General features: G+C 47.4%; 23 protein-coding genes. 16 read left to right on the top strand and 7 right to left on the bottom strand.

The window, feature by feature from the left end; all coding sequences use genetic code 11:
• Window positions 1–3: 3 nt before the first annotated feature.
• From C9I89_RS02395 to C9I89_RS02380, 4 genes are read left to right on the top strand one after another with little or no spacing between them, the layout of a single operon-like run.
• Window positions 4–783 carry a ParA family protein gene (locus C9I89_RS02395; protein WP_107281729.1) on the top strand — a complete coding sequence of 260 codons (780 nt, stop codon included), beginning with the start codon at window positions 4–6 and terminating at the stop codon, window positions 781–783.
• On the top strand, window positions 773–2,116 hold the full coding sequence (locus C9I89_RS02390; RefSeq protein ID WP_245905383.1) for a chemotaxis protein CheW: 1,344 nt from the start codon (window positions 773–775) through the stop codon (window positions 2,114–2,116). Before C9I89_RS02395 ends, C9I89_RS02390 begins: the two co-directional genes overlap by 11 nt.
• Window positions 2,117–2,140: 24 nt before the next feature.
• Complete coding sequence (locus C9I89_RS02385) at window positions 2,141–2,626, top strand: chemotaxis protein CheW (protein ID WP_107281728.1); 486 nt, start codon at window positions 2,141–2,143, stop codon at window positions 2,624–2,626.
• Complete coding sequence (locus tag C9I89_RS02380) at window positions 2,626–3,063, top strand: DUF2802 domain-containing protein (RefSeq protein WP_107281727.1); 438 nt, start codon at window positions 2,626–2,628, stop codon at window positions 3,061–3,063. The genes C9I89_RS02385 and C9I89_RS02380 overlap by 1 nt, the downstream gene beginning before the upstream one ends.
• A gap of 20 nt (window positions 3,064–3,083) precedes the next feature.
• On the opposite strand, the gene C9I89_RS02375 is transcribed toward C9I89_RS02380, so the two are convergent.
• Both C9I89_RS02375 and C9I89_RS02370 read right to left on the bottom strand, forming a co-directional pair.
• Window positions 3,084–3,380 (bottom strand): EscU/YscU/HrcU family type III secretion system export apparatus switch protein, encoded by a 297-nt coding sequence (locus tag C9I89_RS02375; RefSeq protein WP_107281726.1) that lies wholly within the window; start codon window positions 3,378–3,380, stop codon window positions 3,084–3,086.
• Window positions 3,381–3,417: 37 nt separating this feature from the next.
• Entirely contained in the window at window positions 3,418–4,263 is an 846-nt protein-coding gene (locus tag C9I89_RS02370) for a hypothetical protein (protein ID WP_107281725.1), read from the bottom strand.
• 114 nt (window positions 4,264–4,377) lie between these two features.
• Between C9I89_RS02370 and ccmA the strand changes: the two genes are divergently transcribed.
• From ccmA to C9I89_RS02320, 10 genes are all read left to right on the top strand, one after another.
• Window positions 4,378–5,040, top strand: coding sequence for a cytochrome c biogenesis heme-transporting ATPase CcmA (gene ccmA, locus C9I89_RS02365; protein WP_107281724.1), 663 nt, complete (start codon window positions 4,378–4,380; stop codon window positions 5,038–5,040).
• Window positions 5,034–5,702 (top strand): heme exporter protein CcmB, encoded by a 669-nt coding sequence (ccmB, locus tag C9I89_RS02360; RefSeq protein WP_107281723.1) that lies wholly within the window; start codon window positions 5,034–5,036, stop codon window positions 5,700–5,702. The genes ccmA and ccmB overlap by 7 nt, the downstream gene beginning before the upstream one ends.
• Window positions 5,703–5,748: 46 nt before the next feature.
• On the top strand, window positions 5,749–6,480 hold the full coding sequence (locus C9I89_RS02355; RefSeq protein WP_107281722.1) for a heme ABC transporter permease: 732 nt from the start codon (window positions 5,749–5,751) through the stop codon (window positions 6,478–6,480).
• A 7-nt stretch (window positions 6,481–6,487) separates the two neighbouring features.
• Complete coding sequence (gene ccmD, locus C9I89_RS02350; RefSeq protein ID WP_107281721.1) at window positions 6,488–6,694, top strand: heme exporter protein CcmD; 207 nt, start codon at window positions 6,488–6,490, stop codon at window positions 6,692–6,694.
• Window positions 6,691–7,176, top strand: coding sequence for a cytochrome c maturation protein CcmE (gene ccmE / locus C9I89_RS02345; protein WP_107281720.1), 486 nt, complete (start codon window positions 6,691–6,693; stop codon window positions 7,174–7,176). The genes ccmD and ccmE overlap by 4 nt, the downstream gene beginning before the upstream one ends.
• A complete protein-coding gene (locus C9I89_RS02340) occupies window positions 7,173–9,155 on the top strand; it encodes a heme lyase CcmF/NrfE family subunit (RefSeq protein ID WP_107281719.1) in 1,983 nt (660 codons plus the stop codon). The genes ccmE and C9I89_RS02340 overlap by 4 nt, the downstream gene beginning before the upstream one ends.
• On the top strand, window positions 9,155–9,709 hold the full coding sequence (locus C9I89_RS02335) for a DsbE family thiol:disulfide interchange protein (RefSeq protein ID WP_107281718.1): 555 nt from the start codon (window positions 9,155–9,157) through the stop codon (window positions 9,707–9,709). The genes C9I89_RS02340 and C9I89_RS02335 overlap by 1 nt, the downstream gene beginning before the upstream one ends.
• Entirely contained in the window at window positions 9,706–10,212 is a 507-nt protein-coding gene (locus C9I89_RS02330; protein ID WP_107281717.1) for a cytochrome c-type biogenesis protein, read from the top strand. Before C9I89_RS02335 ends, C9I89_RS02330 begins: the two co-directional genes overlap by 4 nt.
• Entirely contained in the window at window positions 10,212–11,429 is a 1,218-nt protein-coding gene (gene ccmI, locus C9I89_RS02325) for a c-type cytochrome biogenesis protein CcmI (RefSeq protein WP_107281716.1), read from the top strand. Before C9I89_RS02330 ends, ccmI begins: the two co-directional genes overlap by 1 nt.
• Window positions 11,430–11,503: 74 nt before the next feature.
• On the top strand, window positions 11,504–12,316 hold the full coding sequence (locus tag C9I89_RS02320) for an MlaA family lipoprotein (RefSeq protein WP_146155036.1): 813 nt from the start codon (window positions 11,504–11,506) through the stop codon (window positions 12,314–12,316).
• Window positions 12,317–12,481: 165 nt separating this feature from the next.
• Here the strand turns inward: C9I89_RS02320 and C9I89_RS02315 are convergent, their stop codons facing one another.
• The 4 genes from C9I89_RS02315 to C9I89_RS02300 form a co-directional block, all read right to left on the bottom strand.
• The gene (locus C9I89_RS02315) at window positions 12,482–13,720 is read right to left on the bottom strand and encodes an outer membrane protein transport protein (RefSeq protein ID WP_107281715.1); all 1,239 of its coding nucleotides are present in this window, start codon (window positions 13,718–13,720) and stop codon (window positions 12,482–12,484) included.
• Between the two features lie 359 nt (window positions 13,721–14,079).
• Window positions 14,080–15,330: an outer membrane protein transport protein gene (locus tag C9I89_RS02310; RefSeq protein WP_107281714.1), complete on the bottom strand. Its 1,251-nt coding sequence runs from the start codon at window positions 15,328–15,330 to the stop codon at window positions 14,080–14,082.
• Window positions 15,331–15,627: 297 nt separating this feature from the next.
• Window positions 15,628–16,341: a DUF3379 domain-containing protein gene (locus C9I89_RS02305; RefSeq protein WP_107281713.1), complete on the bottom strand. Its 714-nt coding sequence runs from the start codon at window positions 16,339–16,341 to the stop codon at window positions 15,628–15,630.
• Window positions 16,328–16,897, bottom strand: a complete 570-nt coding sequence (locus C9I89_RS02300; protein ID WP_107281852.1) for a sigma-70 family RNA polymerase sigma factor — start codon at window positions 16,895–16,897, stop codon at window positions 16,328–16,330. The genes C9I89_RS02305 and C9I89_RS02300 overlap by 14 nt, the downstream gene beginning before the upstream one ends.
• A 600-nt stretch (window positions 16,898–17,497) precedes the next feature.
• Between C9I89_RS02300 and fadI the strand changes: the two genes are divergently transcribed.
• Together fadI and fadJ are read left to right on the top strand one after the other, a co-directional pair.
• Window positions 17,498–18,808, top strand: a complete 1,311-nt coding sequence (gene fadI, locus C9I89_RS02295) for an acetyl-CoA C-acyltransferase FadI (protein ID WP_107281712.1) — start codon at window positions 17,498–17,500, stop codon at window positions 18,806–18,808.
• On the top strand, window positions 18,808–20,970 hold the full coding sequence (gene fadJ / locus C9I89_RS02290; RefSeq protein ID WP_107281711.1) for a fatty acid oxidation complex subunit alpha FadJ: 2,163 nt from the start codon (window positions 18,808–18,810) through the stop codon (window positions 20,968–20,970). The genes fadI and fadJ overlap by 1 nt, the downstream gene beginning before the upstream one ends.
• 135 nt (window positions 20,971–21,105) lie before the next feature.
• On the opposite strand, the gene C9I89_RS02285 is transcribed toward fadJ, so the two are convergent.
• Entirely contained in the window at window positions 21,106–23,871 is a 2,766-nt protein-coding gene (locus C9I89_RS02285; RefSeq protein WP_107281710.1) for an insulinase family protein, read from the bottom strand.
• Window positions 23,872–23,916: the final 45 nt, after the last annotated feature.

Below are 23,916 nucleotides of genomic sequence, written 5' to 3'. Positions count from 1 at the left end.
GCATTGATAGTCTGGAGCATTGCTAACCAAAAAGGCGGCGTTGGTAAAACGACAACGACGGTGGCCTTAGCTGGCTTGTTAAGCGAGCGAAATAAGCGGGTATTGTTAGTTGATACCGATCCCCATGCTTCGCTGACTACATATTTGAATTTTGACGCTGATCATGTACCAGCAAGTTTATTTGACCTGTTTCAGCTACCTGCGATTTCTCGTACCGCCGTGCAGCCTTTAATATTGAGCACTGCGTTTAAAGGGATCGACATTATTCCTGCTCATATGTCTCTGGCAACCCTCGACAGGGTAATGGGAAATCGGGGCGGTATGGGGTTGGTGCTGAAAAGGGCATTGCAGAGTCTGGTCGATGATTATGACTATGTGTTGATCGATTGCCCGCCTATCCTGGGTGTCATGATGGTCAATGCTTTGGCCGCGAGTGATCGGATTCTGATCCCGGTACAAACTGAATTTCTGGCTATGAAAGGGCTGGAACGCATGATGCGCACATTGCAGATCATGCAGAAATCAAAACCTGCAGGGTTTAAGGTCTGTATTGTGCCAACGATGTACGACAAGCGAACCCGGGCATCATTGCAGACATTGCAGGAACTTAAAGTCAGGTTTCCCGAACAGGTGTGGGCTTCGGCTGTCCCTATCGATACCAAGTTCCGTGATGCCAGCATCAAACATATGCCGCCATCTTTGTTTGCTCGTAATTGCCGCGGTGTTTTTGCTTATAAAACCTTATTAAATTATCTTGAGCGATTAGAACAAGATGAACGATAAAAATCGGTTATCCAGCGAGCAAGCGCTGGACGATTATTTTTTTGATTTGCTGGTTGAACCGTCATTTTTTGACGAGGAAACGGCGGCGGAGCAAAAGACAGCTGTAATTGAAGAAAGTGCAGATGCGCTTTCTTCTGTTCCTGCTATCGAGCAAGATTGCCATAATAACGGTAATCTCAGCGAAGATTCCACGGTTATAAAAGGCTATCACCCTGCTGAACAGCAGGATGGCCGGGATCTGCAGAGTGTTCACTCGGCGGATAATGACAGTGGGGCAACCGCGGCACCGTTTGATTTTGACCAGTTATCTGGTGATATAGGAAATTTATCGGATGAGTTAGAAAAGCCATCAGACTCGGTGATTGCGTTATCAGAAATTGACGGTGGTTTTGGTGCTATGGCTTCTGAAGGGCCTTGGCCCGCGAGAGGAAGTCAGGCGTCGGGATGGGTGCCCCAGGCAGAGCCTGTTGCGAAGTTGCAACCGAAGTCGAGCAACAGTTCACCGGCAACAGCTGTATTCGACAATGAACGTTCGGAATTACAAGGTGTTCAACGGCTGCTGAGTCAGATGAGCCGGATACAACAAGAGATCCAACTGGAAAGTGATGTGCTGATTGCCTCACAGACTGAGGCGGAGTTTCTGGCCGTTGCTGAGGATGACATTACTTCAGAGCTTGAAGTTGCGCCTGATCTTGAAGCGGTTTCTAAGGTTGAAGCTTTTGCTGAGATTAACAATGCGGTGCTTCAACCGGCAATAACAGAACAGGACATTGAGTCTGTTGTTCAGAAAGAGTCACAGATTGATTTTAAACCCGACGTGTCAACCTTACTTCAGGCAAAAGAAGGTGGTGATGTGCCGCCTGAGCAATGGTGTAAACTTGGCTCTGAGCAGGCATTTCAAGCATTGTTTTTCGAGGTTAATGGCGTAACGTTTGCCGTGGCGTTGAATGAGCTGGGTGGTATTCACCAAATGGGTGAATTGAACCATTTACTCGGTCGACCAGCTTGGTATTTAGGGTTGCTGACTAATCGAGAACAACAGTTCGATGTGGTGGATACGGCTTGTTGGGTGATGCCAGAAAGACTAGATACGGATGAATACCAGGAAAATTATCGTTATATCGTGATGTTAGGTGAGAGTAAGTGGGGGCTGGCTTGTGATAAGCTCCATGGCACTGAAACCCTGACAGAGCAAAGTGTTCGCTGGCGGGAAAAGGCAGGAAAACGGCCTTGGCTTGCTGGAATGGTTAAAGAAAAAATGTGTGCTCTAATTCATGTTAATGCTCTTATCTCAATGCTGAATGAGGGTTTAGATGTTAAGGGTATTATGTGACGATGGGCCAAAGAGGAAAAAAACATGTCGCAGGTTAGTGTAGCCGAGATTCAGAAAGAAGACGAAGTACTACAGTGGGTTACCTTCCAGCTGGAAGATGAAACCTATGGCATTAACGTAATGCAGGTTCGTGAAGTATTACGTTATTCAGAAATTGCTCCTGTACCAGGCGCGCCAGATTACGTAGTGGGTATTATTAACCTTCGTGGCAATGTGGTCACGGTTATCGATACCCGTTCACGTTTTGGTTTGATGCAAGGTGAAATTACTGACAATACACGTATCGTGATCATCGAAGCAGAAAAGCAAGTTATTGGTATTCTTGTTGATAGTGTTGCTGAGGTGGTTTATTTGCGAGGCTCTGAAATCGATAGTACGCCGAGTGTTGGTACCGAAGAAAGCGCTAAGTTTATTCAAGGTGTCAGTAACCGAGACGGTGAGCTATTGATCCTGGTTGATTTGAACAAGCTATTGTCAGATGAAGAATGGGATGACATGGCGTACCTATAATGCTGAACCTGGTCATACAGTGGTTGCCTATTGTGATTGCGGTGCTAGCCATCGTGATCGCTTTCGCATTGGTTCGACGGGAGCGAAAGGCTCGTCGGGTACTCGAAACTAAATTCGAGGCGATTGAGCTGGTGTCGAGAAATGCCCGTCAGCAGCACGAAAGTTTGTTAAAGCAGTTTAATGAGTTACGTGCGGGTACTATGGCTATGAGTCAGAAAATGGCTGATATGGCCCTTCACCTTGAGGAGGTTGCTGATCGTCAAGGTGAAATGGCAATGCAGGATCCGGATGGAAAACTCTACAGCCGCGCCAGTAAGATGGTTGAACTCGGTGCTGACGTTAACGAGTTAATGCAAGAGTGCGATTTGCCACAAGCCGAAGCGGAGTTACTGCTAAGGCTTCAGCAAAAAATGGCGCCAGCTGCAAGACGTCGTTAGTTGTTGCCTGTCGGTCGAGATTATACGTTCTGATTGATATTTCTAAGCCCCTCCCATCCCGGAGGGGTTTTTCCGTTTAAGTACCAGGAAAAAGCTATCAGTTCTGCAATGATCTGATATAAGGTTTCTGGAATTTCATCCCCGATTTCTAACTGGCTCAAGTATTGGGCGAGTATTTCGTCTTTATGGATCAACCCGCCTTGCTGTTTCACTTGCTCAATAATGTGTTCTGCCAGGTGTTCAAAGCCTTTGGCACTGACATGCGGAGCTTGCTGTCCATCATAGGTTAGGGCTATCGCCTTTTTACTGCTTTTCATATTCACGCTCAACTCTTCATCTTAGCCTGCTTTGCTATTAGACCATGATTGATAAGCCTTTGGTTGGCAAAGGGACTCCGGTGTCCTGACTCACGCTAAAATGAATCGTGTCGGTTGTTATTCCCATTGAACCTAATCGTTTAAGCAGCAGTGGGGAAAGGTGCTCTACTCGGTCAATCATTGCGGCGTTTTCACTTTCAAAGGCCAGATTTAGCCGACCATCACACCATACGGCCGTTGCATTGAATGCATCAGACGAGCCGACTGGTAACGTTAATTCTACCATCCATTTGCTGGGCAAGTCTTTGTGCTTGCGGTTGGCATTTGCCTGTTGGTGGTGAATTTTAAGCCGAAGTTCTCGCCCGCTTGGTTGTGGGAAGAGGAGCTGAATAACGGTATCATCTGAATGTTGGGGCGGCTCACCCACTCGTTGCTCGGCAGCCAGACGCAATAGTGCCTTGAGGTCATCTTGATGGCTTTCAGGGAGAGTTTGAAGCCATTGGTTTAACGTGCTTTTTGGGGTGGCAAGTTGGGTGAGTATTTCGCCCAGCATTTTATTTCCAGCGCCGTGTTTTAGCCAGTTAACCAGCAGTGCCTGATGTTGCGGGATTAATAATTGCGGCAAAAGCTGCGTGATGGGGGAGGGAGAGCGTCCCGGTAATGACGAAACTAGTGATAATGTTGTAAATAAACGTTGCAGCGCATCAAATCGGAACAATAGCTGAGCTAGCTGTGTTGTCTGGCTGTTCGTTCCTGAAAAGGCTTTAACTTCTTTAACATCAGCCGAAACCCTACCACTTAAGGGTATCTTTTCTATCTTCTGTTGCCCTTCTGCATGGGTATTTTTCAGAGGGGAGTTTACTGCGGGGCTATAGATACGCATTAACATCACATTTACTTATCTTCGTCACCAATCTATACAACCCGGTCTCTAACCAAATTGCAAGTTGTGGTAATATGAGTTCTCAATTGTGTCACTTAGGATGCATCATTACATATGCTGTCAGTAGAAAAATTAAGCTGTGTTCGTGATGAGCGGGTACTGTTCGACAATTTGAATTTTACCGTATCGAACGGGGAATTGGTTCAGATTGAAGGTCATAATGGTGCCGGTAAAACTACTTTACTGAGAATTATTGCGGGATTAGGCCATGCAGATAGCGGCCAGGTCTGCTGGAATAACGAAAATATCGAATCGGCACGCGATGATTACCATCAGGATTTATTATTCCTTGGCCACCAGACCGGAGTCAAACGCGAGCTGACAGCTTATGAAAACCTGGCTTTTTTTCAGGCGATGCACACTGATAAGACCGATCAGGATCTGACAGGCCAGCCGCAAGTTTCAGGTGATAACTGCTTATGGCAAGCGCTGGCACAGGTCGGATTGGCCGGACGGGAAGATGTGACGGCAGGTCAGTTATCTGCAGGTCAGCAACGGCGAGTTGCACTGGCGCGATTGTGGATCAGCAATCATAAGTTCTGGATCCTTGACGAGCCCCTGACGGCTATTGATAAGCAAGGGGTGAAAGTACTCGAAAGCCTATTTCTATCACATGTGGCGAGGGGGGGAATAGTGATTTTAACCACCCATCAGGATATGTTTGCGGACAGTAACCATTTACGCAAGATTAGGTTGGGGCTGCAGTTAGGATGTTGAATGCCATTTCACAAGTAATTCGCCGCGAATTACTGATCGCTTTTCGCCGTCAGGCCGATGTATTTAACCCGCTGTGGTTTTTTATTATAGTGATCACCTTGTTTCCGTTAGGGATTGGTCCCGAGCCAGGCTTACTGGCGCGTATTGCTCCGGGTATTGTTTGGGTTGCTGCATTATTAGCGGCACTATTATCGCTGGAGCGACTGTTCCGGGATGATTATGTCGACGGCTCTTTAGAACAGATGTTATTGATGCCAACGCCACTTGCGATTCTGGCGTTGGCAAAAATGATTGCCCATTGGTTGCTGACCGGCGTCCCCCTGCTGGTGATAAGTCCGTTACTGGCGATTTTATTGTCGTTAGACTGGGCAACATGGAAAGCCGTGGTATTGACTTTGCTTATCGGTACTCCAACGTTAAGTTTTCTGGGCGCGATAGGGGTTGCATTAACTGTTGGATTACGAAAAGGCGGAGTTTTATTGAGCCTGCTCATATTGCCGTTGTATATTCCAGTTCTGATCTTTGCCACATCAGCAATTGATGCAGCCAGTCTGGGCATGCCATATAACGGTCAGTTAGCCTTGATGGGGGCTATGTTGGCAGGCTCTGCGACATTAGCCCCGTTTGCCGTAGCTGCATCGTTGCGCATAAGCGTTAATTGATAACCTATTATTATTAAATACTTTCAAAACTGAGTAGAGTAGATTTATGTGGAAGTGGTTACATCCCTATGCTAAAGCCGAAAACTGTTACCGTTTATGCGGCAAGCTGTTACCGTGGTTTTCTGTCATTGCCTTGGTATCGATTATTGTCGGTACCGCATGGGGCTTGATGTTTGCACCAACTGATTACCAGCAAGGAGATAGTTTCCGAATCATCTATTTGCACGTACCGGCGGCGATTTGGTCAATGGGCGCATATATGTCTATGGCTATAGCGGCATTTATCGGGTTAGTCTGGCAAATCAGAATGTCAGATCTGGCTGCGGCAGCAATGGCCCCAATCGGAGCGGTCTTTACGGTGATAGCATTATTAACCGGCGCTATCTGGGGCAAACCTATGTGGGGGGCCTGGTGGGTTTGGGATGCGCGCCTGACTTCTGAATTGATTTTGCTTTTCCTTTATCTCGGAGTCATTGCCCTTCATAGTGCTTTTGATGATCAGAAAACGGCGGCTAAAGCGGCGGGTATTCTGGCGATTGTCGGGGTGATTAACCTGCCTATTATTCATTTCTCGGTCGAGTGGTGGAACACCTTACACCAAGGGGCCACGATCACTAAATTTGATAAACCATCCATGGACGCAAGCATGCTCTGGCCACTGCTTATTAATGCCATTGGTTTTGCCTGTTTCTTTGGTGCACTGACGTTAGTTCGCCTGCGTAATGAAATCATTGCCCGTGAAAGTCATCGACCTTGGGTACGTAACTTAGTGAAGTGAGGCCAGAATGCATTTTGAATCATTGAGTGACTTTTTTGCGATGGGAGGTTATGCATCTTATGTATGGGGTGCATACGGGATTTCTTTTGCCGCAATGTTATGGATTTTATTGACGAGTTTAAGTAAAAAGCGCCGCTTACTGGCTGATATTAGAAATAGAATGGCTCGTGAACAACGTATTGAAGACGCGAAAAAACTGGAGAACACATTATGAACCCGAGACGTAAAAAGCGCCTGACCTTAGTACTGGCGCTGGTTTTTGGCCTCGGCTCAACCGTAGGCTTAATGCTGTATGCGTTAAGCCAGAATATGGACTTGTTTTACACCCCAACCGAATTGGTACAAGGCAAGCCTGACGGAACCAAGCCTCAAGTTGGTCAGCGTTTGCGTATCGGCGGCATGGTGGTAACGGGATCGGTTAAGCGTGATCCCCAGTCATTGGAAGTGAGTTTTGACGTGGCCGATGTCGGTCCGGCAGTGACGGTTAGATATAACGGTATCCTGCCCGATCTGTTCCGTGAAGGTCAGGGCATCGTGGCACAAGGTGTACTGCTTAATCCTACAACGATTGAGGCGCATGAAGTATTAGCAAAACACGATGAAGAGTATATGCCTCCTGAGGTCGCGGCAGCGATGGAGAAAACCCATGCTCCTCTTGAATACACGGATGTACAAAAACAAGGTAGTGTTCAATGATTGCTGAGTTAGGGCACTTTGCCCTCATTGCTGCGCTTGGCCTGTCGGTCTTAGCCTGTATCTATCCGTTGTACGGTGCCTCTGTCGGTAACCAGTCATTGATGCGTATGGCTCGGCCGTTGTCATACGGCGTGTTTGGCATGTTGATGCTCTCTTTTGTTGCATTGTGCTGGGCGTTTTATACCAATGACTTTACCGTGAGTTACGTTGCCAGTAACTCCAATAGTTTATTGCCTTGGTATTACCGCATAACCGCCGTGTGGGGAGCGCATGAGGGCTCATTGCTGTTGTGGGTGTTAATCCAGGCCGGATGGGCAGCTGCTGTTGCGAGGTTTAGTCGTGATATGCCACTGGAATCTGTGTCCCGTGTGTTGGCGGTAATGGGCATGATATCGGTAGGTTTCCTGCTGTTTATTATTGTAACGTCCAACCCGTTCCTGCGTACCTTGCCCTATTTTCCAATTGATGGTCGAGATCTTAACCCGTTGTTGCAAGATCCGGGTCTGATCATTCACCCGCCTATGCTGTATATGGGCTATGTGGGTTTCTCGGTAGCCTTTGCCTTTGCGATTGCTTCACTGATGACTGGTCGTCTTGATACGGCATGGGCTCGCTGGTCTCGCCCATGGACAATCGCAGCATGGTCATTTCTGACTTTAGGTATTGCGCTGGGCTCATGGTGGGCATACTACGAACTCGGCTGGGGCGGTTGGTGGTTCTGGGATCCCGTCGAAAACGCCTCTTTTATGCCTTGGCTGGCTGGCACCGCTCTGATGCACTCGTTAGCGGTGACGGAGAAGCGCGGTACCTTTAAAGCGTGGACGGTACTACTGGCTATTTCTGCTTTTTCTTTAAGCCTGCTGGGTACTTTCCTGGTGCGTTCCGGTGTTTTAGTCTCGGTTCACGCCTTCGCTTCTGATCCCGCTCGCGGTATGTTTATTCTAGGCTTTTTGATCGTGGTGATTGGCGGCTCGTTGCTGTTATACGCCTTACGAGGCGGTCAAATCCGTTCGCGTGGTAGCTACAGCCTGTTCTCGCGAGAGAATCTGTTGTTGGCGAATAACCTGTTATTAGTCGCAGGATTATTGGTTGTACTGATTGGTACGCTATTGCCGCTAATCCATAAACAGATCGGCCTGGGGTCTGTCTCGATTGGTGTTCCATTCTTTAATATGCTGTTTACCTGGCTGATGATCCCGTTTGCTTTTATTCTGGGTATTGGTCCCCTGGTGCGCTGGAAGCGTGATCAGGTCTCTAATGTCAGCAAGCAAATGCTGATATCCGCTGTGGTAACCCTGCCGTTTGCATTTGTTTCCGTCTTGGTGTTTGCCGATACGCTTGAGCCAATGGCCGTTCTTGGCCTAGTGATGGCAACTTGGATCGTAGTGATGCACTGCTTTGAGCTTTATCAGCGTGCGACTCACCGCCACAGTTTCATCGCTGGGTTGGGTAAACTCGGCCGCAGTCACTGGGCGATGATGCTGGGCCATATAGGTATGGCAGTATCGGTTATCGGTATTACGCTGGTATCCAACTACGATCTTGAGCGTGATGTGCGTCTGGCTCCGGGGGAGACCGTCCAGGTGCAAGGTTATGACTTTACGTTTGACGGTCTGCGTAATGCTGATGGCCCTAACTATGATGGCTATATTGCCGATTTCAACATCACTCAAAACGGCAAGTACGTGACAACCCTGCATGCAGAAAAACGTTTTTACAGCACGGCAGGCTCGATGATGACAGAAGCGGCTATCGATAGCGGTATTACCCGAGATCTGTATGTTGCACTGGGTGAGAGGCTCGGTGACGGCGCTTGGGCTGTGCGTATTTACTATAAACCATTTGTTAACTGGATTTGGTTTGGTGCCGTGTTAATGGCATTAGGTGGTGCATTTGCGATCAGTGATAAACGTTACCGCTTCCGGAAAAAAGCCAAAGTGGGCACAGTTGCAGTGGCTGAACAGGCAGAGGTGAACTAATGAATAAGAAGTTGTTATTTATACCGTTAGTCCTGTTTCTTGGGCTCGTGGTCGTCTTTATGATCCAGTTAACGCGTAATGCCGGCGGTGATGATCCCACCAAGCTGGAATCAGTGTTGGTCGGCAAACCGGTGCCGGAATTTAAGCTTGAAGATCTGGTAGAAGCGGGCAAGGTCTACCAGCAAGATATCTTTATCGGAGAGCCTTTGCTGCTGAACGTTTGGGCGACCTGGTGCCCGACTTGCTATGCTGAGCATACTTACCTTAATGAGTTAGCGGGCAAAGGGGTAAAAATCATTGGCCTTAACTATAAAGATGAACGCCTGAAAGCCGTTAACTGGTTAAATGAACTAGGTAATCCTTATATCCATAGCCTGTTTGATGGTAACGGTATGCTGGGCATGGATCTGGGTGTTTATGGTGCGCCAGAAACATTTCTGATTGATGCAAAAGGTATTGTTCGTTATCGCCATGTCGGTGATGTGAATGAGCGTAACTGGGCAGGCACATTAGCGCCTATGTATAAAGCGCTGCAAGAGGAGGCGAAAGGATGATGAAACGTTTATTCGCCATGCTTGCCGGTTTGGGGTTTATCGTTGCGGCCGCGGTGCCGGCATCAGCGGCGATTGATGTTTATGAGTTTAAGAATGTTGAGCAAGAACAGGCCTTTCAGGAGCTGACGGCGACATTGCGCTGTCCAAAGTGTCAGAACAATACCATCGCCGATTCCAATGCCACCCTTGCACAAGATATGCGTCAGAAAACTTTCGAGTTGTTGAATGAAGGTAAGAGTCAGCAAGATGTGATCGACTACATGGTTGCACGTTATGGCAACTTTGTAACCTATGATCCACCACTCATGGCATCGACGCTGATCCTGTGGCTGGGCCCAATTCTGTTCATTATCATCGGTTTTACCATCTTGGTTATGCGCTCACGTAAAACGGAAGACGCGAAATGCAAGGTTACTTTGGAAGCTGAAGAAGAGCAGCGTTTACAAGCGCTATTAGAAGAGATAGAACAACAAAACCCGAATGAAAACGGTAAGGTGAAATAATGACGCTGTTTTGGATACTAACGGTCATTTTGGTTCTGATAGCTGCTGTTATTTTTGTTGCTCCTATGTACTTTGGGAAAGATCAGGATGACGTTGCAAGTCGTGACGAGCTGAATAAAGCGTTCTTTAAAGATCGCATTAACGAATTGAATGAAGAAGACAGCGAAGGTTTGGTGGTCGATCAGCAAGAGTTGGTTGTGGAGCTGCAACAATCGCTATTGGATGATGTCCCTGTCAGCTCGAAGCAGCAAGCCATGAAGGTGAGCCCGTTAATGCTCTTTCCGGGGTTAATTCTGCTGGTCGGTATTTGCTATGGCATGTACTTCGCTGTTGGAAATATCAATAAGGTGGAAAGCTGGCAGCAGACGGTTTCACGTTTGCCTGAGCTCTCAAAACGTCTGATGGACGAACAGGGTACAGCACCGCTAACCGAAGAGGAAATGGTGGATCTGACTCTGGCACTGCGTACCCGGCTGCATAACAACCCGGATGATGCAATGGGGTGGTTATTGCTGGGACGGATCGGTATGGCTAACCGCGATGCTGCAACTTCAGAGGGAGCGATGAAGCGCGCTTATGCTCTTGCACCTGACGATTTGGACATTCAGTTAGGTTACGCCCAGACACTGATGTTGATCGGCGATCCGGGACAAAGTGATTACGCTCGCCAGTTATTACGTTCAGTTATTAAGCGCGATCACAGCAATATTCACGCGATGTCTTTGCTGGCATTTGATGCGTTTGAAGCCGGTGACTACCAGCAAGCGGTCTCTTACTGGACCATGATGAAAAATCTGATTGGTGAAGACGATCCGCGGGCAAATATGCTAAATCGCAGTATTGAGCGTGCCCAGTCGCGCTTAGGCAAAGCGGCCAATACAGCAACCAGCGTAACGGTGAAAGTGAATTTGGATCCGGCCGTTTCATTACCGGCGCAGGGGCTCGTGATTATTTCGATACACACTGCCGACGGATCTCCTATGCCTGTGGCTGCACGCCGACTTCCATTATCTAGCACGTTTCCGCTGACAGTGACGTTAGACGACAGTGACAGCATGATCCCTGAGCGCAAGTTATCGTCATTGCCGGAGATGATAGTGAAGGTTCGGATTGATGCCGATGGCAATGTAATGACCAAGCAAGGTGATTGGTACGGCCAGAGCGATCAAACACAATTAGGCGGTTCAACAATTGTGACAATCAATAAACAATATTGATTACAACACTGGCACAAATGAAGCAGGCTGGATATCATGTCCCGTCTGCTTTTTTATTGGATGCGAATAACCCCTTGAGTAAGAATATTATTTTTTCTGTTTTCCTGCTGATCACCCTAGCTGGTTGTGCCGGAACCCCTGAGGATCAGAAAGCAGAAACGGGTGCTACAAACGTAGCGGATTATATCGAGCTGGAGGAGTCTGGCTCTCATAGTGATGTCTACGATCCGTTAGAAGGCTTTAACCGTGTAATGTGGGACTTGAACTATAACTATCTCGACCCATACATCGCGCGACCTGTTTCACTGGCTTATGTCGACTATGTTCCTAGCCCTCTGCGTACAGGCCTTTCTAACTTCCTGGCGAACTTAGATGAACCCGCCAGTATGGTCAACAGTATAATCATGCAAAATCCGAAGGATGCTGTGACTCATTTTAACCGCTTCTGGATTAACACGGTGTTTGGTCTGGCTGGAATTATCGATATTGCAACAGCTGCCGATATTCCCACGCCTGGCGGTCGTGCTTTCGGTGATTCCCTTGGTTATTATGGTGTTGGTAACGGTCCTTACTTCATGGTGCCTTTCTACGGACCTGTCACCTTACGTGAAGGGGTGGGTGATACCGCAGATGGCTTCTATTTGCCGCTGAGTCTGCTCACTTTCTGGCAAAGCTTAGGTAAGTGGGCAGTTGAAGGGATGGAAGATCGCGCAGCATTAGTATCTCAGGAATCTATGCTGAGAGACTCTCCTGATCCGTATGTGTTTACTCGTGATGCTTATATTCAGCATAAAAACTTCAAAGCCAGTGGCGGAGAAGTCTCTGAAGAAGAGCCAGTCAATGAAGAGTATCTCGATGACTTCTTAGATGAAGTCGATGATTATTAAGATTAGAAACTAGATATTAGATTCGAGACTAGAACCTAGATCCTCGAGACTCAAAACTAGCTTCTGTATAAGCAAAAAAAGAGAGTCGCTGTTGAAGGCGACTCTCTTTTTTATTATCAAGCAGTGAGAGTAGAGAAACTCGTTTCTCTACTCTCGCGACTGTTTTTAGAATCGGTAGCTAGCCTGAACACCTACCAGCCAGATGTTGCCGGTGGTTTCACCTTCGAATGTTGAAAGAGTATTACCTTTTGCATCTTTTAATTCTTCATTCATCGAAGCATCTTTGGCGAAAATATAGGTCAAGCCTGCATCCAGAGTCAGGTTTTCAGACCATGCATAACCAGCCCCCATGCTCAGCCATAGACGATCGGTCTCAGGAATCGTCTGAGTACGGTGCTTATCACTGACGGCTGACGTATCGTAGGCAACACCGGTACGCAGAGTCAGCGTATTGGTGTACTGGTAAGTTGTACCAAGGGCAAGGCGGTAGTTATCTTCCCAATTTTCTTCCTTAATTAAATCTGGCTTAGAAGAAAATGCGGGAATATTAGCTTCCAGTTTTTCGAAGCTGCTCCAGTCGGTCCAGTTAAAGCTGACGTGTACAGCGACTTTATCTGTCAGCTGGTGGAAGCTGGAGATTTCAGCGGTTGCAGGTAATGTCAGATCCATACTACCAGGCAGGGTCTTGTTGCCATAAAGGAGGCCAGAAGCCTCACCGTCTAAGGTCAGATCAACAGCAGAACGGTAGTTTACCCCAATGCGGTTATAACCATTGATCTGCCAAGCAGCGCCCAGCTGCCAGCCCCATGCGGTATCATCGCCTTCCATGTATTTCAGATCAGCACCGCCAGCAGCTTCTGGCATTGCTGCACCGAAGTGGCCTTCAGCTATCACATAGCGCACACCACCACCGATGCTGAACTGATCATTGATCTTGTATGCAAGATTCGGGTTGATCTCCATCGATTTCACCATCGCCTGGTTACCAAACTGAGTTGCCAGATAGTCGCCGTCGAGCTTGGTTTCCATCCCGTAGTTTGTTGCAATCGCAAGACCTACCACCCACTGGTTATTTAGCTGGTGTGATAGATAGAAATTAGGGATCACTGCAGAATCGGCAATATCTTTCGCTTCGGTAGATACGACACCGTTTACTTTACCGTCAACATCAATATTCGGGTCAACGTAAATAGCACCTATTGAAACTTGTGTTCCATTCAGGTACGTCATCATCGCCGGGTTACGAAATTGTGCCCCAGCATTATCAGCCATAGCGGCCTCGCCTGCGAAAGCACGGCCCAGGCCAGTTGCTGAGTATTCTGCTAGCTGGAAGCCCGCTGCTGAGGCATTAGCGCTCATGCCAAGTGTTAACGCTAATGCTAATGTGATTTTATTTTTGTTCATGGTCGTGCTTTGTTCGCTGAAATTTTAATTGGCAAATCATACTCTTTAGAGTTAAAGCTTTAAATTTTTCTTGGTTTTGAATTTCTCTTTAGTGCTTTATGCTGTTTATTCTACTTTTTGTGGGCTAATAAGTGGTATCTTTTGTTCTTGTTGTTCTGGTCAGATCTGTTTTCAGCGTACACTTGTGTCTGAATTGGAGGGTTTCAGCGATCATGTGTTCACTGAAAGTAGGCTATGACAAGGCCTTGAATAAAGTGAAGCACTTTGGTTATCAACCCAAAAAAGCAATGAAAGAGTCAATAAACAAAAAGGGAGCCTGAGGCTCCCTTAATTATATAGCTAGCAATTGTTCGCTGAAATTAGAACGAACGGCTGTACTGAATACCGTATAACCATGCGTTAGCGCGGGTAGTTGCTTGAATGCTAGTAAGGCCATTGGTTTCGCTAACAGCAACATCTTTACCTAGCAGGTAAGTCAGGCCAAAGTCGATGTTGGATTTAGCGCTGATGTGATAGGTAAAGCCACCTGAGAACCACTGACGATCTGAATCCGGCACTGAAATTGAGGTGATTTCATCCTGAGCGCTGGTGTCATACATATAACCCGCCCGCAGGGTCCAGTCGTTGTTCAGGTAATAAGTACCACCAATCGCATAATGCCAACCATCTTGCCACTCGTAAGTGTTTAACGTTGCATTTGCATTACCTTCGGTTTCCAGTTTGTCGAAAGCACTCCAACCTATCCACTGAACGCTATAATGGACGGCGAATAGATCATTCAGCTTGTGGAAGCCAGAGAATTCAGCCATATCAGGTAGTGGCATTATTAACTTATCGTTACTAATGTCGTTACCCATGTAAGTCATATCACCTTCAGTTTCCAGTTCAGGACTGTAGCGATATGACAGGCCGAAGCGATTGTTTTCATTTAGCTCATAGACCGTACCGATATTCCAGCCAACGCCAACGCCATTCGCATCAACATCTAATAATTTACCTTTCTTCCCTGTTTTTAATGCAATTAGGTTTTCTAGTGTTTCGTTGCTGCGCTGAAGTTTACCTTCACCGTAGATAATATCTAAGCCACCACCGACGCTCCATTGCTGGTTGATGCGGTAAGAGGTACTTAGCGCAAAATTAACGCTTTTAACGTCTGTCATGCCACCATATTCACTAGCTGGGTAGTTACTGCTAAATTCGGTTTTGGTACCGAAGTTAGAATAGATTCCTGTACCAACCGTCCACTTTTCATTAATTGGGTGGATGTAGAAGATGTTCGGTGCATAAGACGTATCGCCAATTTGCTGGTTATCTAACGAGCTAGTTTGTCCGAATACGTTTGTATAGTTAGCATTTTTTACTTCAATGTCAGTATCAATGGCATTAATACCCAGCGAGATGGCCGGCGCATTGAAAAGAGACATTGCCGCCGCGTTACGCGACATGGCAGAGGCGTTATCAGCGATAACGGCATCACCTGCAAATGCACGGCCCAGACCTGTAGCGGATTGTGCATTTAATTGGAAACCTGCAGCAAGTGCTTGCTGAGATGCTGCAAGAGTAATTGCTGCAGCAATCAGTGATTGTGAAAACAGACGCTTCTTGTTCATATTTATTATTATTCCTAATCGTTTCGTGCATATGTGCCTGTCTATATTGACAGATCGCGCAAGATTGTAGGTCTGTAACCTGAACTATCAAATCTGACCAGTTGTTATTTCGTTGATTGTTATTGTGAAGTGAACAATTTCGCGGTCGAGTGTACCGAATTTAAGGTAAACGGCGTGATAATGAAATCTCAAGTATGCAACAGGGGTAGCATAAAAATAAGGGGTATATTTCAGGGGCATAAGTAAAGCCATTATCATTAGTTTTGATAATGGCTTTTGGGTGTGGCTTCTAAGCGGTTAAATTTTCCAGCGCATCTCTGATTTTATGGTGTTGGCAATAGGGGTGACGTCCTGGCCTTTTTCGCCGACCACAATTAAGCTGGTATGTTGAAGCGGTACGACAACGCCTTCCATTTGACTGTCGTTAAAGTTTAAAGAGGTTGTGGTTGTTTCTGGTACCACAAAAACAGTAACCTTGCCTTGTTCAGTTTCCATAACCATATGCAGCGCATTCTGACCGCCGAAGCCACAGTGATTAACATAGTACACATGGCCAGGCAGCTCGGTCAGGTTGGTTCCAAAAGGCTGCAACTTGGCATTTACTTGCCTGAGGCTGACCGATTCATCTACCCCCTCAATGAAAGGGGCTTCACTGTGTATATGTTGCAAGGCGATCTGTCCAATCCCGGTAATTTCAGCCGGCGGCAGTATCTGGAGATTGTATTGTCCCAATAAGAGCCCGAAGACAAAAGCAACAGACGCAGCGATAGCCAGGTGGAAACGGGCTTTATTCGGCTTGTCGGGTGATTGTCCCGATTGATGAAATAAAATGCGGTCGGCAAGGTCATCCGGTACATCCACTTTTAGGATATTGTCGATTTGTGCATCTAATTGCTGTAATTCATCAGATAACTTTCGATTGTTCACTGAAGAATTTCTGGCCGTTGCCATGTCTGGGCTATTATCGTTAGGATCAGACAAGATACGGCGACGGAATTCAAGATCGTCCATTTTGTTGCCCCCTCCGCTCGGACTGTTTCTCGATTTGATCTTTTAGCTGATTTCTTGCGCGGAACAAGCGTGTCATTACGGTATTGCGGTTTAACCCCAATATCTCCGCTATTTCATCGCCATTAAAGCCTGCCATTACCTGCAACACTAAAGGTTCTCGGTACTCTGGCGCTAATTTCATGATTTGGCGGCGCAGCATTTGTTCAATATCTATTCCCATTCCCTGCTGATGGGTATCGGCAATGGGATAGTCGTCAATATCGACTAAGTCCAGCTGCTTGCGCTCAAAGCGACGCGCATTTTCCCGGCGTAATATAGTGATCAGCCATGATTTTGCTGCTTTGTCATCCTGTAAGCTATCAAGAGAGCGCCAGGCGCGCAAACAGGTTTCCTGTACAAGATCCTCAGCTATATGAGGGTCGTGACATAACCAGTAGGCGTAGCGGTATAAATCTCGATGCCATGCCCTGACAAGGGCTTCATATCGTCTTTGTTTATTCATATCAACAGAGACCGAGGCATCTGACTTTTTCTTGCGAAAAAATTGCTTAATCATAAATTTACCCGTCAATAGGGTGTTTAACCCATTAAGATGGTAACCGCGGCACCGATTTTCGTTAGTTTTTTCAGCGATCGTGCGATTAATTAGATAATCAGCCCTAAAATTGATCTGGTTCAAATTGTGTCTTGGTCGGGAAGCTATAGTAGTACCTGTCATCTGATAGTGGTCAGAGAGAACAAGTTCTGAGGATCAGACATTGTTTTCAATAATTACTATCTGTTGAGCAAGATGACAACTTCCTTTTGAAGGCTGACTTTACTTTCTCCTATCAGGTTTATCCTGATTTGCAATTGGCTTTATGTTAATTGACTTACAATCTTTACGTAGATGGCTCATTTATTTGGTAAATAGCTTCCCACGTAAATTACAACCATACCATATAGGTATGGTTTTTTTTTATCTAAAGCAAAGTATAGAGCCTCTAATCTTTCGTTTTGCGTTTTTGCAACATTCTCGCCTCTGATCTCTCTTTTCTGTTCTTTTCCACAAAAATGAAACATTTATTTGAAATGTATAACAGCTCAATTACAATTATTGTGGTCTGACCTCTAGCGCACATCTCAGTGCCCTACAACCTAACAATAAGGAGTAGCGATGACACGTCTCCAGGATCTCACCACCCGCCAGGGTGAGCGCATCGCCATTGTAAGTGGATTACGTACCCCGTTTGCTCGTCAAGCCACCGCCTTCAATGGTGTGCCGGCTCTGGATATGGGGAAAATGGTGGTCAATGAAATGCTTCAAGAGCTTGATTTTGACCCTTCATTAATTGAACAGGTTGTATTTGGCCAAGTGGTACAAATGCCTGAAGCCCCTAATATTGCACGTGAAATTGTTCTTGGTACTGGCATGAATATCGGTACTGATGCCTACAGCGTTTCCCGGGCCTGTGCGACCAGTTTTCAAGCGGCAGCCAATGTCGCGGAAAGCATCATCTCAGGTACCATCGATATTGGTATTGCAGGCGGGGCAGATTCTTCTTCTGTGTTGCCTATCGGCGTATCTAAAAAATTAGCGGCTACCTTGCTGGCGTTAAGCAAAGCGCGAACCATGGGGAAGCGTTTAAAACTACTCAGTCAGTTGAAGGTGAAAGACTTGATGCCGGTGCCACCGGCAGTTGCTGAGTACTCAACAGGGATTAGCATGGGCCAGACTGCCGAGCAGATGGCTAAAACGTATGGGATCAGCCGTCAAGAGCAAGATGCACTGGCACACCGCTCCCATACCCTGGCCGCAAAAGCCTGGAACGATGGTCTGATACGCGATGAAGTGATGACCGCTTTTCCTGAACCGTATCGTCAGTGGATTGATAAAGATAATAATATTCGTGAGGAATCAACGCTTGAATCCTATGCCAAACTCCGTCCGGCTTTTGACCGTAAGTTCGGCTCAGTAACGGCCGCGAACAGTACGCCATTGACCGATGGTGCCTCCGCTATTTTATTGATGCGTGAAGGCCGGGCCAAGGAACTTGGATTGACGCCGCTGGGCTATATCCGCTCTTATGCATTTTCTGCCATAGGCGTGGAAAAAGATATGTTGATGGGGCCATCATATGCGACACCTATCGCCCTGGATCGTGCCGGGATCACGTTGGCAGATCTTACCCTGATTGATATGCACGAAGCGTTTGCGGCTCAAACGCTGGCCAACGTGAAGATGTTTGGTTCGCAGAAATTTGCTGAAGAGAAATTAGGACGCCGCCAGGCTATCGGTGAGATTGACATGGATAAGTTCAATGTCCTTGGCGGCTCTCTGGCTTACGGTCACCCGTTTGCCGCAACGGGTGCAAGGATGATCACCCAAACCTTGCGTGAGTTGCAGCGTCGGGGGGGCGGTTTGGCACTCAATACGGCCTGTGCCGCAGGTGGACTGGGCGCAGCAATGATCTTGGAGGCAGAATAATGACACAGTATGAATCTTCAAATGAACGACCTTCTGCATTTTCATTGTCATACAGTGAAAATGGTGTCGCCTGGCTCAAGATTGATGTGCCCGGCGAGAAGATGAACACCTTGCAGTCAGCGTTTGCAGACCAAGTCTCAGACGTGCTGGCTGAGCTGAAAACCAAGAAAGACATCAAAGGCATGGTGGTGTATTCCGGCAAACCGGATAACTTTATCGCCGGTGCCGATATTCGCATGCTTGATGCCTGTACGACGGCTGAAGAGGCCCAGCAACTCGCAACGAAAGGGCAGGAGCTGTTTGCACAGTTAGAAACGCTGCCGTTCCATGTGGTTGCGGCAATTCACGGACCGTGTCTGGGGGGAGGGCTTGAACTGGCACTGGCCTGTCATAGCCGAGTCTGTAGTGATGATGACAAGACCCGATTGGGACTACCTGAAGTACAGCTGGGTTTGCTGCCCGGTTCAGGTGGAACCCAGCGTTTGCCTCGCCTGATTGGAGTGGCTAGTGCGCTGGATATGATCCTGACCGGTAAACAACTTCGGGCAAAAAAAGCGAAGAAACTTGGTGTGGCTGATGAAGTCGTACCGCATAGCATTCTGCTTGAGGTCGCTGAGAAACAAGCTTTGACAGAGAAGCCAAAGCGCAAACATTCGTTTCAGGATTGGGCGATGGGGGGCAATGCGTTAGGCCGCTCTGTTGTTTTTGATCAGGCAGCGAAAAAGACCCATGAGAAAACCCGTGGCAATTATCCCGCTGCTGACGCTATCCTCGAAGTTATCAAATATGGCTTACAGCATGGCGTGAAAAAAGGGCTGCAACAAGAAGCCAAACGTTTTGGTGAGCTGGTGATGACACCTGAGTCGGCGGCATTACGGAGTATTTTCTTTGCCACGACAGCGATGAAGAAAGAAACGGGTTCAGATGCTCAACCTGCAAAAATCAGCAAAGTCGGGGTGTTGGGCGGTGGCCTGATGGGCGGTGGGATCAGCCATGTCACGGCAACCAAGGCCGGTTACCCGGTACGGATCAAAGATATCGCCAACGATGGTATTCAGAATGCACTGGCCTATAACTTCAAGTTACTGGATAAAAAGTGCAAACGTCGAATTATCAATAAGGCAGAACTGCAAAGCCAGATGATGCAAATTACTGGTGGCACCAGTTTTAAAGGTTTTGCTAATGTCGATGTTGTGGTTGAAGCAGTATTTGAAGATCTGGATCTGAAGCATCAAATGGTGCGGGATGTTGAGCAAAAGACTTCGCCAACCACCATTTTTGCGACGAATACGTCATCATTGCCTATCCACCAGATTGCCGCGGCGGCAGAGCGCCCTGAAAATGTGGTCGGCCTGCATTACTTCAGCCCGGTAGAAAAAATGCCGTTGGTAGAAGTGATCCCGCACCTGGGTACCGAAACAGGAGCGGGGACATCTGCAGAGACTATCGCAACTGCGGTGGCACTGGCGAAAAAACAGGGCAAAACACCGATTGTTGTGGCTGATAAAGCGGGTTTTTACGTTAATCGTATTCTGGCGCCTTATATGAATGAAGCGGCATCGGTTTTATTGAGTGGCGAGCCGATTGAACATATCGATAATGCGTTGCTGGACTTTGGCTTCCCGGTCGGCCCCATCACCTTGTTAGATGAAGTCGGGGTGGACATTGGCGCTAAGATCAGCCCGATCCTGCTTGCTGAACTTGGCGAGCGGTTTAAAGCGCCGGATGTGTTTGACTTGTTGCTTAATGATGGCCGAAAAGGGCGTAAGAGCGGTAAAGGATTCTATCTTTACAATGCGAAGCAGAGCAATGCCAAGAAGAAAGAAGTAGATAAAACCGTTTATAAGCTGCTTTCTCTGGAGCCAAAGCAAAAGGCGGCCGGGCTAGATATTGCACTGCGCTGTACGCTGATGATGCTCAATGAAGCGGCCCGTTGCCTTGATGAGGGGGTTATCCAATCTCCTCGCGACGGCGACATTGGTGCCATCTTCGGGATTGGCTTCCCGCCATTCCTTGGCGGCCCGTTCCGCTATATGGATAAACTCGGCGCGAAACGGGTGGTTGAACTGCTCACGGAGCACGTTGACAAGTATGGCGAGCGCTTTACGCCTTGTGAAAAGCTGGTGGCAATGGCCAACGAAGAGCAGTCTTTTTATGGCTAACGCTTTTTTCAACGATCGTAGCTTTTAACGATCGAAGCTTTCAACGGGCATAATTTCTTGCCTGCCTAAATTTAAGGCCTGCATCTGCAGGCCTTTTGATTTAGAGGTGGAGGGAGATGGTCGTTGAGAATTGGATTACCTGGCTTGTTGCTGGAATTCCGTTATTGATTCAATTGGCTGGCCGATATCTAATGGCTCAAGGTTTGCGTGCGCTTGGCCCTTACAGTGCATAACCAGACGGTTGGATGTTCGGGGCTTAACGATATCGACAATAAAACGCACCATATCGGCACGGCTTAGCGCGGTTAGCTCATGAACTACTTTTGAACGCTGGTTAAATTCATTATCTTTATTGCCAATGCTCACCCAGTAACGTTGAGCGCGGCTGCGTAAATTGGTATCAGGCTCCGAAATCTGTGCAATCAGCCCCTGCTTGCTGGCTTGCCATTGCGCTTCATTGAGCTCTAATAACACCAAGGCAAAGGCATTGGCGAAATCATCAATGGCCTCGGACAAATACTGCGGACCGGCAACGGGCGACTGAATATAGAAGATCAATCCAGGGTGGCGGTTTAGCGGTAGGTTTGCCGTGCCTACCATATAGCCCAACTGCTGCTTGGTTCGCAACTCATGGAAAAAGGTCGTCGACATCAGGTGATTGGCCAGAGTGTAAATGGCAATCTTGCGCGGGGTGGTTTGTCGCGACTGGTAGTACATCAGAATAGCAGAATCAGCATGGTTGCAGATGATCTCATAAGTTCTGGTGCCTGACTGGGCCAGACGGACCAGCGGACGCTGTGATTCGCCGTAAAGCTGATCGGTCACGCGGAATGCATTTTTCAGGATTTCAGCCAGTGCCAGTGCATCATCTTTCAGCCAGTTGCCGTAGATAAAGGTATCAATATGGAGCTCGGCAAACATTGCCTCAACAAAGGCCGGGAGCTCATCGACTTCAACCGACTCCAGTGCTTCGATCAATGCCGGGTAAGGGGGATTATTGGGTTGCAGCAGCCCGGTCAACTCATTAAACAGCTGAGAAATCGGCTTATCTTGCGCGGCATTACGCCAGTTTCGTAGCATCTGAGCTTTAATGTTATCAAAGCGGTCCTGATTAAATGTACGGTTGGCAAAGCGATCGAGAATTAACTTCATCAGCAGGGGCTGCTTTTCACTGAAGCCAGAGAGCTGCAGGGTGACACCGCCCTGGTGGGCATACAGGTTATAAGACATCCCCGCAATTTCTGCCGGGTAAGCTTTTTCGTTGATAGCCTCAAGCAACAATTCTACACATAAACGGGTTTTCACAATGTTACGTGGAGAGTTGACGGCATGCGGGCTGTCAATCGCAACATAGACAACTCCTTTGGGAACCCGGAAATCATGCTCTTGCTTATACCATAAACGGAATCCCGGGAGATCCTGGATCAGCTGCGGGGGAAGTTCAGATCCCGGCGCCAGAGCATGAGGATCTAATTGTTCACAAATGTAGGGGTTTGGTTCTGGCAGTAATAACTCGGGATCCAGTTTGACCTGTTGCCATCGAGATAACTGTTCTGCAGTAAACGGCGTCACAGAATATGGGGTGTGGTACCACTGCGCGATCTTATCGTAATGTTGTCCTTGCGCAACGAGTACAAGGCGCATGTTATCGGGGCGTAGATACCCCAGTAGATCACGCAGTAGCGGTTCATTATAATCTGTCATCATATAATCACCGTAGATGACATCTTCCGGAGCATAGTGGAGCAGATTCATCACCAGATAGCTGACCGTATCAAGCGGACGGCTTTTTTCCTGATAGCGGAAAGCCAATTCTAAAACCGATTGTTTTTCCTTATAGCGCCATGCATCGAGGCCTTGTTGCTCGATCAGGGCGATATACTGAAAAACTGACGTCACGATGGCATCGACATTATTCAGCCCCTTGGGGGTTAAATTGAGGCTGACAGTATATTCGCGGAAATTACTGCCGTTAATGCCTCCGCCTGCCGCTAATGTATTGATAAGTCCTCGGCTTTTAAGCAATGACATTAAGCTGCCTGGCCCTTCATTGCCCAATAAGTGCGCCAGGTACGAGAGCGGTTTTTGCTGATAAAACTCATCTACCGAAGGCAACGAAAACGACAGCGTCAGTTTGCGCACTTCTTTAATGGGTTCAATCTGAATAAATTGAGCGTTTTCTTTTTCGGTTACCAGAGGGGCTGTAATGACAGGTTTAGGCTCGTCTGTGTTGTTAATGTGGCTGAAGTACGTCTGGGCATAGTTTTCTAATTCGTCTAGCGATTGTGGCCCAAGCAGTACCAGCCCCATTAAATTTGCTGAATAGTGAGTATGGTAAAAGGCCAGCAACTCTTCCCGGACAGAAAGATTGTTTCTGTCATCTAATGTGGTCAGGTCCCCCACCGAAAACTTGGTAAAAGGGTGGGCTGGATTGATGGTCTCTTTGTGCACCTGGTAAAGACGGCGCACATCATCTTTTAATTTTAGTTTATATTCAGAATCAACAGCTTGCCGTTCTTTGTCGACGGCTTCTTCATTGAATAACGGCGCCGTAAAAAACTGGCCGAAACGGTCCAACCCTTCCTCAAAATTATGCGGACTCACTTCAAAGAAGAAAGTGGTGTTTTCTGTGCCCGTCCAGGCATTATTACTTCCGCCGCTGTGGTTAATGAAAGTCTGGAATTCACCGACCTTCGGATATTTTTTTGTGCCAAGAAACAGCATATGCTCAAGAAAATGGGCCATACCTTGGCGGTCAGCAGGATCATCAAAATGCCCGACTTTGACAGAAAGTGCTGCAGCAGAACGAGGTGCATTGATGTCATGCACCAGAAGTACCTTGAGCTTATTATCTAAGGTCAAATAGCGGTACTGCTTGTTATCGTTTGGACTAATGTGCACAGGAAGGGCCTACTTTCTAAGGGAATTAGGCTAAGTATGACGCTC

The sequence above is a fragment of the Photobacterium lipolyticum genome (genome assembly GCF_003026475.1).
In the GTDB taxonomy this organism is placed as follows: domain Bacteria; phylum Pseudomonadota; class Gammaproteobacteria; order Enterobacterales; family Vibrionaceae; genus Photobacterium; species Photobacterium lipolyticum.
Note: the sequence above shows the minus strand (reverse complement) of the source record. Positions and strands in the feature narration are given on the sequence as shown.